The organism is Gaetbulibacter aquiaggeris, from assembly GCF_044003965.1.
Lineage (GTDB): Bacteria > Bacteroidota > Bacteroidia > Flavobacteriales > Flavobacteriaceae > Yeosuana > Yeosuana aquiaggeris.
The window spans coordinates 190712-205218 of sequence record NZ_JBAWKC010000001.1 but is presented as its reverse complement, the minus strand read 5'-3'; the positions used below and the strand labels follow the sequence as shown (position 1 = coordinate 205218).

The window sequence follows — 14507 nt, the reverse complement described above, 5'->3', positions numbered from 1 at the left end:
TAGCAAACTAAACTTAAATTATATGAGGTCCATAAAGACTAATGTTTTATCAAGTTTAACAAAAGTATTGTTTTTAACAATGCTTTTGTTAACTAATTGTAAACAGAAAACGATGGAAACAGTTAATGACCAACCAGCTGAAACCTCTGCGTATATAAATGTAGTTGATATGAAAAGTGAAGTTTTCACAACAGCCCATAATTCTGAATTAAAACTAAAATTAACGGGTTCACTTGTGTTTCAAGAATTTCAACAACCAAAAGAAACAGAGGTGGCAATCAATGTCGATCCGAGCAAACAATTTCAAACTTTTTTGGGAATTGGAGCAGCTTTAACGGATGCCTCTGCGGAGACATTTTATAAACTTCCTCAAGAAAATCAAGATCTTTTTATGGAAGCTTATTTTAATCAAGAGAGGGGAATAGGATATACTTTAGCAAGAACACATATACACAGCTGTGATTTTTCAAGCGGAAGTTATACTTATATCGAAGAAGGAGATTCAGAATTAAAGACATTTAATATAGATCATGACAAAACATTTAGAATTCCATTTATAAAAAAAGCCATTGAAGCAGCAGGTAATCATTTAACAATGTATGTGAGCCCTTGGAGTCCACCAGCTTTTATGAAGACTAATAATGATATGCTTCAAGGCGGCAAACTGGCTCCTGACTATTATCAATCTTGGGCCAATTATTACGCTAAGTTTATTAAGGCTTATGAAAAGGAAGGAATTCCAATATGGGGACTTACCATTCAAAATGAACCTATGGCGGTACAACGTTGGGAATCTTGTATTTATTCAGCTGAAGAGGAACGAGATTTTCTAAAAAATTATTTAGGACCAACTTTAGAAAAGGAAGGTCTGGGTGATAAAAATATTATTGTTTGGGATCATAATAGAGATTTGTTATTTCAAAGGGCCAACGTCATTTTAAATGACCCGGACGCCTCAAAATATGTTTGGGGAACAGGTTTTCATTGGTATGAAGATTGGAAAGATGGGGTGCCTATGTTTGATGCTGTAAAACGAGTCCAAGAAACCTATCCGGATAAAAATTTAATTTTTACTGAAGGCTGTAATGAGAAATATGAGCTTATTAGAATAGAGAATAAAGATCCAAAATTGGCTGAGCGTTATGGAAAATCAATGATCAATGATTTTAATAACGGAGTTGTTGCCTGGACGGATTGGAATATTCTTTTAGACCAAACAGGAGGACCAAATCATGTTGGCAATTTATGCTTTGCTCCGGTTCATGGAGATACACAAACAGGCGCGCTTACTTTTACTAATTCTTATTATTATATGGGGCATTTTTCAAAATATATTCGTCCTGGGGCGAAACGAATAGCGAGTGCTTCATCTTCAAATAACTTACTTACTACGGCATTTCAAAATAAGGATGACAGTATTGTAATTATAGCAATGAATCCCAGTGATAAGGCATTTGAATATTCCATAACCTTAGATTCAAAAACAGCCTATTTAAATACTTGGCCGCATGCCATACAAACAATCATTTTAACTAAACCATAATGTAAATCAGAATTTACCATGTCTAAAAAATTAGTGCTTATTGCATTTGTCGTCTCTTTAGGAGGATTTTTATTCGGATTTGATGCGGGTATTATTTCTGGGGTCATGTCTTACGCTGGTCCAGAATTTGATTTAACAGAAGGACAAGTGGGCTGGGTAGTAAGTTCACCTTCATTCGCTGCCATGTTAGCGATGTTATTTTCGGGGAGATTAAGTGATATTATAGGTAGAAAAAAAATACTGTTGATTGTGGCTTTTCTTTATGCGGTGTCAGCATTATTTTCCGCATATGCCATTTCTTATGAAATGCTTTACATTGCGAGAATGATTGGTGGATTGGCTTTTGGAGCTGCACTGATACTGGCTCCAATGTATATTGCTGAGGTAAGTACACCAGAAAACAGGGGTAAATTAGTCTCTATCCAACAATTAAACATTGTTCTAGGCTTTTTTGCAGCATTTTTGAGCAATTATTTTTTTAATAAATACAATACACCAGAAAGCACTTTTTTAAATGATGAAAATGTATGGCGATGGATGTTGGGAGTGGAGTTAATTCCGGCCTTATTGTATTTCTTCGCTTTATTTTTTGTTCCCAGAAGCCCACGTTGGCTGTATTTAAAAAATAAATTTGAAGAGGCGAAAAAGGTACTTAGAGCGATTCACGGAGAAGTTAAAGCTGAGGAAGAAATCGTATCAATTGAGCATAATATTAATGCCGAAAAAAACCTGTCAAAAGTTGCTATTAAGGATTTATTAAAACGCTCGTTGCGTTTTATTTTAGTGGTAGGCCTGGTTGTAGGGATTCTTCAGCAAATTACGGGTATTAATGCAGTTTATTTTTATGCAACGTCCATTTTTAAACAGACAGGAATTGGAACAGATGCTTCATTTTCTTCAGGCGTTTTATTAAGTACCATCACAGTAATTTTCACTTTTGTTGCTATGTATTTAATTGATAGAACGGGACGAAGACCTTTATTGTTAATTGGTACAGCAGGAATTGCCTTAAGTTTATTATTGTGCGCTTATGGCTTTAAACAGGCAAAATATGAATTAACTTCTGAAGAGATCAATAGTTTTGAGTTTTCTGATGCAAATAAATTGCAGCCTTATGCTAATCAGGTTTTTGAGAATGACATAGATTTTAAAAATGCCATGAAATTGGCATTAGGAAATCAAATTTACAGTAAGAATGATGGCGCTATTTTAGAAGCAGCTACAAGCATGAATGCTACATTAGTGCTGATTGGTATTTTAGGTTTTATTGCTTGTTTTGCATTTTCCTTAGGACCAGTCATGTGGGTGCTTTTATCAGAATTATATCCAATTAAATACAGAGGATTAGCCATTGGGGTTATTGCCTTTATAAATTCGTTTATCAGTTCAGTAGTTCAATTAATTTTCCCTTGGGAACTATCTAATCTGGGGAATGCCATGAGCTTTTTCTTGTTTGGCGCTATCGCCTTTATCGGGTTTTTCGTATTATTGAAAATATTGCCTGAAACTAAAGGAAAATCATTAGAACAGATCGAAAATGAATTTGTTAGAAACTAATAAAACGAATGAAAAGGTATTTAATAACATACTTAATTTTGCTTTTTATTGTTGGATGTAAAGAGAATAGAGAGGATAAAAACATGGCGAAAGCCGAATTGGAAATGCAAGAAACAAGAATACCTTCAAAGGTTGAATTGACCCACGTAAATGGGAAATACCAATTATTGGTAAATAAGGAACCATTTTATATAAAAGGTGCTGGATTGGAGTTTGGAGAGATTACTTCACTAGCTAAACACAAAGCGAATTCATTCAGAACTTGGCGAACTGAAAACGGATTGCAATCTGGGAAAGAAGTTTTAGATGCTGCTGAAAAAAACGGTTTAATGGTAACCATGGGGATAGAGGTGGCTAGAGAGAGACATGGATTTGATTATGACGATGAAGCGGCTGTAAAAGAACAAAAGCAAAGAATAAAAAGGGAAGTATTAGGGTTGAAAGACCACCCGGCTTTATTAATTTGGGCTATCGGGAATGAGTTAAATTTGCGGGCAACAAATCCAAAAGTCTGGGATGCTGTAAATGACATTTCTAAAATGATTCATGAAATTGACCCTAATCATTTAACGACCACCACACTTGCTGGGATTTCACTTAAGGAAATAAACCTAATTAAAGAAAGATGTCCAGATGTTGATATTTTGTCGGTTCAATTATATGGTGCCATAGTGAATTTACCAAAATATTTAAAGGATTGTGATTGGACAGGTCCTTATATCGTTTCAGAATGGGGAGCTACTGGGCATTGGGAAGTTCCAAAAACATCATGGGGTGTTCCAATTGAAGAGAATAGTACTATAAAGGCCGCTAATTACCTAAAGAGGTATCAAACGGCGATAGAACCGGACACTACGCAATGTCTTGGGTCTTATGTGTTTTTGTGGGGTCAAAAACAAGAAAGAACGCCTACCTGGTATGGGGTATTTTTAGAGAATGGAAATGAAACTGAATCAGTTGAAGTGATGCATTATATTTGGAATGATTCATGGCCTCAAAATAAAACACCGCAAATAGTATCATTTACATTGAATGACAAGACGGCTTATGATAGCCTCGATATAAAATCGGGTGATGAACTTAATGCGGTTCTTAAAATTGAGGATATTGATCATGACCCCATTAATTATGCTTGGGAAGTCTTGCCGGAAAGCACCGATTTAAAAGATGGGGGCGACAAAGAAACAAGACCTGAAAAAGTTGATGTTTTAGAAATTAATAATCAAAATGGCGTATTGAAATTTATAGCTCCAGCGCCGGGGCAGTATCGCTTGTTTGTTTATGCGGATGACGGATTTGGTCATTCAGCAACTGCAAACATTCCATTTATAGTTAAATAAAAAATTAAAAATAAAATTAATGAAGCATAGTGAAATATATATAGGAGAAAATAAGGCTTCTATAAACATGGAAAAAATAACAGGAGAAGTTGTGAGTTTTGAAAATGAAATGTTTTATAAAATCTCCAACAGTAATGCCATGCGTCCTTTCTTTATGAGTATTGTGAGTGACTCAAATCACTGGATGTTTATTTCAAGCAATGGTGGGTTATCGGCAGGAAGAAAGGATTCTGAATCTGCCTTATTTCCTTATTATACCGATGATAAAATTACGGAATCGGCTGAAATGACTGGCAGTAAAACTATCCTTCAAATTCATAAGGGCGATAAAACAATTTTATGGGAACCTTTTTCAATGAGGTATCAAGGCTTATATAATATTACCAGAAATTTATATAAAAGCATATTTGGCAATAAAGTGGTGTTTGAAGAAACCAATCATGATTTAAAATTAACCTTTAGATACCAATGGAATTCTAGCGATTCTTTTGGCTTTGTAAAAAAGTCGACCCTTTTGAACAACAGTTCGTCGCCAACAAGTGTAACGATTTTAGATGGGCTACAAAACATTTTACCTTCCGGCGTTAACTCGGCCTTACAAAATGCCAGTAGTAATTTGGTGGATGCCTACAAAAAATGTGAATTAGAAACTGATTCTGGCATAGGGATTTTTGCCTTGAGTGCCTTTATTGTGGATAAAGCAGAACCTAGCGAGGCTTTAAAGGCTAATGTTGTATGGTCTTTAGGTCTTGAAAATCCAACCTATTTATTGTCTTCTTTACAACTTAATGCTTTCCGTCAAGGAAAAACAGTGCAACAGGAAGTTGATATAAAGGCTGAAAAGGGGGCCTACTTTACTTGTACAAAATTAAATATACAACCAGCGTCAGAAAAGGCTTGGATGACAATTGCTAATGTAAACCAATCAATTACAGGGGTTAATTATATCTCAAATTTAATTAAAAGTAACTCTAATTTAACAAAATTGGTTCAGGAGGATATTGATAAGGGGACAGCTAATTTAATTAAGTTGACGGGTGCTTCAGATGGGTTGCAATTAACGGCGGATTCTTTAACTAATACAAGGCATTTTGCCAACACGCTTTTTAATATCATGCGTGGTGGAATTTTTGATGATGACTACAACATTGAAAAGGGAGATTTTATTAAGTATATGTCAAATGCCAACAAAAAAGTTTTCAAGAAAAAAGAGGAAAAACTGCAAGGATTGCCTGAAAGCTTTGATTTAAAATTCATTAAATATTTGGCAGAACAAGATGAAGACAAGAACTTTAAGCGGCTTTGTTTTGAATACTTGCCTTTAAAATTCAGCAGAAGACACGGGGATCCCAGCAGACCTTGGAATAAGTTCTCAATTAATACAAGAAGCGAAATAGATGGGTCTAAAATTTTAGACTATGAAGGTAACTGGCGTGACATTTTCCAGAACTGGGAAGCATTGGCACACTCGTATCCTGAATTTATTGAGAGTATGATTCACAAGTTTTTGAATGCGACTACATTTGAAGGCTATAATCCATATAGGGTTACAAAAGGCGGATTTGACTGGGAAGTGATTGAAGAAGATGATCCATGGTCATATATAGGCTATTGGGGAGATCACCAAATCATTTATTTATTAAAGTTTTTGGAGTTTATTGAAAATCATTATCCAAATAGGCTAGAAAATCATTTTAACCAAGATTTGTTTGTTTATGCCAATGTACCTTATAAAATAAAGAGCTATCAGGACACGCTTCTTAATCCAAAAGACACGATTGATTTTGACCATCACTTAAACGAAGAAATTTTAAAGAAAAAAACAGAACTTGGAGCAGATGGGTCTTTACTAAGAGACAAAACATTTTTTATTTATAAAGTCAATTTAATCGAGAAATTATTAGCAACGGTTTTAGCAAAAGTGTCAAATTTTATTCCAGAAGGCGGTATTTGGTTAAATACGCAACGCCCAGAATGGAATGATGCCAATAATGCCTTGGTAGGTAATGGTGTTTCTATGGTGACACTCTATTATTTACGTAGATTTTTAAGCTTTTTTGAAGGCATAGTATCGAAGGCAACTGTAGAAAATGTTGAAGTTTCTGAAGAACTTGTTCAATTTTTTAATGAAGTGGTCAATACGCTTAATACCCATAAAAATATTCTATCTGGGAAAGTTTCAAACAGAGATAGAAAATCAGTTCTTGATGGATTGGGTATGGCAGGAAGTGATTACAGGTTAAAAATTTATGAAGACGGATTTTCAGGGAACAAATTGGATATCAGCAAATCCGATATTTTAAGTTTTATATCTGTAACATTAAGTTATTTAGATCACAGTATTGAAGCTAATAAAAGAGCGGATAAGCTATATCATGCCTATAATATTATGACGATACAAGATGATGAGGTTTCTATTTCGTATTTAGCTGAAATGCTAGAAGGGCAAGTGGCAGCATTAAGTTCCGGTTATCTGTCTCCAAAAGAAGCTTTAGAATTATTAGATGCCTTAAAATCTAGTACGCTATTCAGACCAGACCAATACAGCTATATATTATATCCAAATAAGGAGTTACCAAGATTTGATAAAAAGAATAATATCCCATCTGCAAAAGTTGAGAAATCAGAACTTTTAAAGAAATTAATCGGAGCCGGCAATTCACAAATTGTTGAAAAAGATGTTTTTGGTAACTACCATTTCAGCGGAAGTTTTCACAATGCCAATAGTTTGAAAGAAGCTTTGGAAGCCCTTCCAGAGGAAACCTATAAATTTCTTGTTGAAAAAGAAAGAAAGTTTCTATTAGAAGTTTTTGAAGAAATCTTTGACCATAAATCATTTACTGGTCGTTCAGGAACATTTTATGGTTATGAAGGCTTAGGCTCTATCTACTGGCACATGGTTTCAAAGTTATTATTAGCCGTTCAGGAAAACTGTTTATTGGCTTTAAATACTAATGAAAGTGCAGTTGTTACTGGAAAGCTTTTAGATCATTATTATGAAATAGAAGCGGGCATTGGGGTTCATAAATCACCAGAATTATATGGTGCGGTTCCTACAGATCCGTATTCACATACGCCGGCAGGAAAAGGCGCTCAACAGCCAGGAATGACAGGGCAGGTAAAAGAAGATATCCTTAGCCGAATAGGTGAATTGGGGGTGTTTGTTAACAATGGCTCAATAACTTTTAATCCACGATTATTAAGAAAGAATGAATTTTTAAATGAACCAAAAACCTTTAAATACACCAACATAAATAAAGCAGATATGTCCATTCAATTAGGAAAAGGATCGCTTTGTTTTACCTATTGTCAAGTTCCGGTTATCTATAAATTATCAGATGATGAAGGATTAGAAGTCGTTTTCAACCAAGGGCCAACCACAAAGTTAAAAGGGTTGAGTTTAGACAATAAAACAAGTAAAAAAGTTTTTGAAAGAACAGGAGAAATTAATCAAATAACAGTTTTTATTAAGAATTAGTAAAAAACCTGAATGCAGAGAGTAACCATAATACTATTTATAATCTTGTCATCATTGAGTTGTTCTAAAAAAGAAAAGGAGCTAAGTTCATTAAATGAGCATGATACGGTAATTGAAGAAAAAGTAGAACAATTACTTGCCAAAATGACCCTACAAGAAAAGGTCAGTCAAATGGTAAATATTGGGTTGCCTTCATTGCTAAAAGGGGATTATTGGGATGAGCGTGATAGTACTGTTTTTGCACCTAAAAAGTTTCATAAATTTATAACTAAATATGCCGTTGGGTCTATTCATAATACCCCTGGATATTTACTTGGTTCAAAAGAATGGTATAAAATAGTTAAAGAAATTCAGGACTCTGCATTAACAAAAACGCGTTTGGGGATTCCTTTAATCTATGGTATTGATAATATTCATGGGGCTAATTATGTAAAAGAGTCTGTACTTTTTCCACAACAAATTGCGCTGGCAGCCACCTGGAATATAGAACTTTCAAGAATGAATGGCAAGATTACAGCTTATGAATCAAGGGCAGCTTCTCTGCCATGGAATTTCAATCCAAATATTGATGTAGCCATGAACCCTCTTTGGGGCAGGATAGCCGAAAGCTTTGGAGAAGACCCCTATTTAATCTCTGAAATGGGGTTGGCTTACATGAATGGCTCTCAAACTGATGATCTTACAAATCCTGAAAGCTGTGCTGTTTGTTTAAAGCATTTTGTAGGGTATGGTGCGGGTAGAAATGGCAAAGACAGAGCCAATGCTTTAATCCCGGAAAATAGTTTAAGGCAGTATTTTTTACCGCCATTTGAAAGAGCTATTAAAGAAGGCGCGGCAAGTGTGATGATAAGTTCTAATGCAGTGAATAGTATTCCCTGTCATATAAACAAGTATTATATCACAGATATTTTAAAAGGAGAATTGGGCTTTAAAGGGGTTGTGATCTCTGATTTTAGTGATGTTGATTTTTTAACTGAAGTTCATGAAATAACCAGTGATAAAAGAGAAGCAACTAAATTGGCAGTGAATGCAGGGGTAGATGTTTTAATGAATCCTTATGACATTGATGTTGTGGATTACATTGTTGAAATGGTTGAAAGCAATGAAATTTCAATAGATAGAATAAATGATGCAGTAACCAGGGTTTTAAGACTTAAATTTCAATTAAATTTATTTGAAAAACCCTATAACAATCCAGAAGATTTTCCAGATCTAGGAAGTGAAAAGCATATTGCAGAGAATTATAATACGGCTGCAGAAGCGATTACTTTGCTTAAAAATGACGAAAATATTTTACCCTTAAAGCCGGGTAAAAAAATATTAGTTACAGGGTATGCCGCTCATTCAACTAATATCTTAAACGGTGCCTGGTCAAGAACATTTTTAGGGAGAGACACGCAATACAATGACCCAACCAAACTAAGTATTTTTGACGCTATCAAAAAAGAAGTTGGAGACACTAATGTTGAGTTTGTTGAAGGCACAGATTATACAGAAGACATTAATACTTCTTCAGCGGCTTCTAAAGCTAAAAAAGCAGATTATATTGTAGTGTGCATAGGGGAAATTCCGGCAACTGAAAAACCTTCAGATATTAATGAATTAGAAGTGCCTGAAATTCAACAAGAATTAGTAAAAAAACTAGCGGTATATAATAAGCCAATTATTTTGGTCATGGTACAAGGTCGCCCAAGAATTATTAGAGATATTGAGCCACTTTCCAAAGCGATCGTGATGGCCTATTTACCAGGTGAAGAAGGCGGAAGAGCTATCTCAGATGTGCTGTTTGGACACATAAATCCAAGTGGAAAGTTACCTTATACGTACCCACTATATTCAGGGAATGCGCTTACGTATTATCATAAAAAAGCAGACATCAGAGACATTACATGGGCTTATAATGGGTTCTATACCCAATATGAATTTGGGCACGGTCTTTCCTATACCACTTTTAAGTATTCAAATGTTAAAATGGATAAGGATACCATCACGGGGAGTCAAGAACTTAAAATTGCAGTAAATATAAAAAATACAGGGAATGCGGAAGGGAAAGAAGTGGTTCAGTTATATGCCAAAGACCTTTGGGCCTCTTTAGCTCCAGATTCAAAAAGACTCATTCGTTTTGAGAAAATCAATCTGAAACCTGGCGAATCAAAAACAGTATCATGGACTATTGATAAAGACGATTTTAAATTTGTTGGAATAAACAATAAATGGATTGTGGAAGCGGGCGAATTTGAATTACAAATAGGGGGCAACCCAAAAGAATTAATAAAAAAACGAATTAATTACAAACAATAAGTTTTGCAAATAATATTTAATAATAACATGATGAAAAAAAGGAGTAAAGTGATAACGGCGCTTTTTGCCGTTATTATATTATTTTCATGTGTTAATAAACCAACCAACATTATGTCAAAAACGGCAGCTGAGATTTTAGGTAATCCAGACTATTTAGCAATTTCTTATGGAGGCTACAGGCAAAATACGAGAGATGTGCAACCAACTATTAAGGAGTTAAAAGAAGACATGAAGATTCTTTCAGCTATGGGGATTAGAATATTAAGAACCTACAACGTGCAGCTACAACAAGCACCTAATATTTTAAAAGCAATAAGTGAATTAAAGGCAGAAGACCCAAATTTTGAGATGTATGTGATGCTTGGCGCCTGGATTGATTGCCAAAACGCATGGACTGATTTAGAACCAAACCATGATGTTGAAAGTGAAGCCAACGCAGCAGAGATTCAAAGAGCTGTAGATTTAGCCAATAAATATCCAGACATTGTAAAGATTATTGCCGTTGGGAATGAAGCGATGGTAAAATGGGCTACAAGTTATTTTGTGCAACCTAATGTTATTTTAAAATGGGTGAATCACTTGCAAGACTTGAAAAGGAAAGGGAAACTTTCAAAAGACCTATGGATTACAAGTTCAGATGATTTTTCATCTTGGGGCGGAGGCGATTCCCTTTACCATGTGCCAGATTTAGAAAACCTTGCGACGGCTGTAGACTATGTGTCTATGCATACCTATCCGTATCATAATACCCATTATAATCCCGAATTTTGGGGCGTTCCTGAAGAAGAAGACAAATTATCGGATATTGAAAAAATTGATGCGGCAATGCTTCGTGCCAGAGAGTTCGCTATGAAACAATTCGATAGTGTTTCAAATTATATGAAAAGTATAGGAGTTAATAAGCCAATTCATATTGGGGAAACTGGTTGGGCAACGATTTCAGATGGGCATTATGGCCCAAAAGGTTCCAGGGCAACTGACGAATATAAGGAAGGGTTGTATCATAAACTGTTAAGAGAGTGGACCAATGAAGCTGGGATATCATGTTTTTATTTTGAAGCCTTTAATGAAAAATGGAAAGATCATCATAATAAGAAAGGATCAGAAAACCATTTCGGATTATTTACTATAGACGGACAGGCAAAATATGCCTTATGGGATATGGTTGATAATGGCGTTTTTGATGGATTAAAAAGAAACGGAAATGCCATAAAAAAAACATATAATGGTGATAAGAAAAAACTAATGAAAGATGTATTGGTACCACCAAGATTGAGTGAAATACCTTCACTGCATTAGAATAATTATGAAAAATAAATTATGAAAAATTTAAAACTTTATATAGTTAGTTTTTTAGTATTTATGATGATGAGTTGTAACGAAAATAAATTGTCTGTTGATGTTTATGAAACGTCTGCAAGTGGTAATAAACTAAAACAAATCACAGCATTTGTTTCTGGTAATAATCCGGCTATAATTACATTGATCCCGGAAGAAACCTTTCAAACCATTACGGGATTTGGAGGTTCATTCACAGAAGCCTCAGCCAGCCTTTTAAATAAATTAAGTAAAGAAAACAGAGAAAAAATTTTAGAAGCTTATTTTGGAGAAGATGGTGCACAGTATTCATTAACACGTACACACATGAATTCATGTGACTTTTCATTGAGCAATTATTCTTATGCACCAGTAGAAGGTGATCTAGAGTTAACAAACTTTTCAATTGAAGAAGATCGTGATGATATTATTCCCATGATTAAAGAAGCCATGGCAATATCAAGAGATGGCTTTAAAATTTTGTCTTCACCCTGGACAGCGCCACCATGGATGAAAGACAACAAAGATTGGAGAGGCGGTAAACTATTACCGGAATACAATGATACCTGGGCTTTATTCTTTTCAAAATATATAAAGGCATATAAAGCGGAAGGTATTGACATTTGGGGGTTTACAGTTGAAAATGAGCCTTTAGGCAACAACAATAACTGGGAGAGCATGCATTTTTCAGCAGAGGAAATGACCAATTTTGTTGAGAATCACTTAGGGCCAAAACTTAAAGCAGAGGGTCATGATGTTAAAATTCTGGGATATGATCAAAATCGTGGCGAAGAGTTAAAAGAATGGATCGATGTGATGTATAGAGATGAAGCCTCTTCAAAATATTTTGATGGTACGGCTATACATTGGTATGCCAGTACCTATGATTATTTTCCGGAGTCATTACAATATGCGCATGAAAAGGTACCGAACAAATATTTAATACAAACGGAAGCATGTGGGGACTCTGAGGTGCCTAAATGGCAGGACGACCAATGGTACTGGTCTAAAGAAGCAACAGATTGGGGCTGGGATTGGGCGCCAGAAGACCAAAAGTATCTGCATCCTAAATATGCGCCTGTCAATCGATATGCAAGAGATATCATAGGGTGTTTAAATAACTGGGTTGATGGCTGGATTGACTGGAACATGGTTCTTGATAAACAAGGAGGGCCAAACTGGTTTAAAAATTGGTGTTTAGCGCCTGTAATTGTTGATCCGGAACTTGACGAGGTATACTTTACGCCAATTTATTATACCATGGCTCATTTCAGTAAATTCATTAGACCAGGAGCTGAACGAATAGGTTTTACTAATTCAGATGAGCATTTAATGCTTACTGCGGCTAAAAATCTTGATGGGTCTATCGCTGTTGTGATTTTTAATCAGGATACTGAATCAAAAAACATGAGTATTAAATTAGGGCAAAGTACAAAGGATTTGCAAATAAACGGACAGGCTATTCAAACGATAATCATTCCGCAACAATAACAAACAGAAATCTAAATAATAACTAACTATAAACTAAATAAGATGGCACATCACAAAACAAATCCCAAAGATATAGTTCCTATAGGTCAGAAAATGGCTTTTGGAGCAGGGCATTTAGTTCTCAATTTATTACCAGGCGCTCTAGGAATCTTTATGTTCTTTTTGTTAACGGCCTTTGGCATGGATCCATTTTTAGCAGGGTTGCTGGGCGGTCTTCCTAGAATATTTGACGCCATTACAGATCCTATCATGGGTTTTATTTCTGACAATACAAAATCAAGATGGGGTCGCAGAAGACCGTATATTTTTGTGGGCGCTATTTTAAGTGGCATATTCTTTATTGTTTTATGGCAATTAGACCCCGAAGATTCAGTAAACTATAATTTTTGGTATTTTCTAATCATGTCTATGGTATTCTTAGTTGGAAACACCATGTTTGCAACGCCCTTAATTGGATTAGGTTACGAAATGACCTCTGATTATAACGAGCGTACGCGCATTATGGCGTTTTCTCAAACAATAGGTCAAATTGCCTGGATGATAGTGCCTTGGTTTTGGGTACTTATAGCGAATCCGGATCTTTTTGAAACACAGGCTATTGGTGTCAGACGACTTTCTATAATTGTGGGAGCGGTTTGTTTAATTTTAGGCCTATTACCCGCCATTTTTTGTAAAGGAATTGATTCTGCACATATGGAAAACAGAAAGAAAATTACTTTTAAAACCATGTTTTCTAATTTAAAAGATCTTTTAGATGGCATTGTGCAGGTTTCTAAAAACAAACCTTTTATGAAACTTTGCGGAGCCACATTTTTAGTTTTTAATGGATTCCAGTTGGTGGCCTCTTTTAGTTACTTTATTATTGTTTACTATATGTTTAATGGTGATTTTGGAGCTGCAGGTAATTGGCCAGCTTGGTTTTCAACTATTACCGCTGTAATCACAGCTTTTGGAGTAATTCCTATTGTGACTTGGATGGCTAATAATTGGGGAAAACGTAATGCTTTTGTGATTTCAACAGCCATTTCTATTTTGGGTTATATTTTAAAATGGTGGGGATTTAATCCAGATTATCATTGGCTTATATTTTTACCGGTGCCATTTATGGCTTTTGGTTTAGGAGGTTTGTTTACTTTAATGATGAGCATGACGGCCGATGTCTGTGATTTGGACGAATTAAGAAACGGAATGCCACGTAAAGAAGGTACCTTTGGGGCCATTTACTGGTGGATGGTAAAATTAGGACAGGCTTTAGCCTTAGTTTTAGGAGGCTTGGTTTTAAAAGTGGTGGGATTTGATGGCAATGCGGCTGTTCAAACCGCGGAAACTATTAGAGACCTTCGTATTGCTGATATCGTTATTCCAGCAGTTACTGCAGGTTTAGCTATTGTTATTATGTGGAAATACAGCCTTAATGAAACAAGAGCTGCAGAAATAAAACAAATATTAGTAGATCGTAGAGGAGAATTATAAATTAATA

8 protein-coding genes are annotated in these 14507 nt (G+C 35.2%); all 8 read left to right on the top strand.

What is annotated here, in order from left to right; translation table 11 throughout:
* Positions 1-22 precede the first annotated feature (22 nt).
* The 8 genes from V8G56_RS00825 to V8G56_RS00790 all read left to right on the top strand — a co-directional run bounded on the left by V8G56_RS00825 (position 23) and on the right by V8G56_RS00790 (position 14500).
* Positions 23-1543, top strand: coding sequence for a glycoside hydrolase family 30 protein (locus V8G56_RS00825; RefSeq protein ID WP_395436543.1), 1521 nt, complete (start codon positions 23-25; stop codon positions 1541-1543).
* 18 nt (positions 1544-1561) lie between these two features.
* Positions 1562-3100 carry a sugar porter family MFS transporter gene (locus tag V8G56_RS00820; RefSeq protein WP_395436542.1) on the top strand — a complete coding sequence of 513 codons (1539 nt, stop codon included), beginning with the start codon at positions 1562-1564 and terminating at the stop codon, positions 3098-3100.
* An 8-nt stretch (positions 3101-3108) separates the two neighbouring features.
* Positions 3109-4440: a glycoside hydrolase family 2 TIM barrel-domain containing protein gene (locus V8G56_RS00815; RefSeq protein ID WP_395436541.1), complete on the top strand. Its 1332-nt coding sequence runs from the start codon at positions 3109-3111 to the stop codon at positions 4438-4440.
* 19 nt (positions 4441-4459) lie between these two features.
* Positions 4460-7918 carry a hypothetical protein gene (locus tag V8G56_RS00810; RefSeq protein ID WP_395436540.1) on the top strand — a complete coding sequence of 1153 codons (3459 nt, stop codon included), beginning with the start codon at positions 4460-4462 and terminating at the stop codon, positions 7916-7918.
* A gap of 12 nt (positions 7919-7930) precedes the next feature.
* Positions 7931-10219 carry a glycoside hydrolase family 3 N-terminal domain-containing protein gene (locus V8G56_RS00805; protein ID WP_395436539.1) on the top strand — a complete coding sequence of 763 codons (2289 nt, stop codon included), beginning with the start codon at positions 7931-7933 and terminating at the stop codon, positions 10217-10219.
* Between the two features lie 111 nt (positions 10220-10330).
* On the top strand, positions 10331-11518 hold the full coding sequence (locus V8G56_RS00800; protein ID WP_395436537.1) for a glycosyl hydrolase family 17 protein: 1188 nt from the start codon (positions 10331-10333) through the stop codon (positions 11516-11518).
* A 21-nt stretch (positions 11519-11539) separates the two neighbouring features.
* Positions 11540-13027 (top strand): glycoside hydrolase family 30 protein, encoded by a 1488-nt coding sequence (locus V8G56_RS00795; protein ID WP_395436536.1) that lies wholly within the window; start codon positions 11540-11542, stop codon positions 13025-13027.
* 42 nt (positions 13028-13069) lie between these two features.
* Positions 13070-14500, top strand: a complete 1431-nt coding sequence (locus V8G56_RS00790; protein WP_395436535.1) for an MFS transporter — start codon at positions 13070-13072, stop codon at positions 14498-14500.
* Positions 14501-14507 lie beyond the last annotated feature (7 nt).